At 55.3% G+C, this 219-nt stretch carries 1 tRNA gene; it reads left to right on the plus strand.

From position 1 onward, the window contains the following. Positions 1-77 (plus strand) — tRNA-Ile (locus NJG22_RS24525). The last annotated feature ends 142 nt before the right edge of the window (positions 78-219 follow it).

Genomic DNA, 219 nt, shown 5'->3' on the forward strand with positions numbered 1-219 from the left:
AGGTCTGTAGCTCAGTTGGTTAGAGCGCACCCCTGATAAGGGTGAGGTCGGCAGTTCAAATCTGCCCAGACCTACCAATTTTGGTTGGAATGTAGAGCACCCCATGCCTCTGGATAAAGAGTGGTGAGGACGGCTCTTCTGCAGTTCAAATCTGCCCAGACCTACCAATATGCGGGGCCATAGCTCAGCTGGGAGAGCGCCTGCCTTGCACGCAGGAGG

The sequence above is a fragment of the Pseudomonas sp. VA159-2 genome (assembly GCF_024126635.1).
GTDB classification, from domain to species: domain Bacteria; phylum Pseudomonadota; class Gammaproteobacteria; order Pseudomonadales; family Pseudomonadaceae; genus Aquipseudomonas; species Aquipseudomonas muyukensis.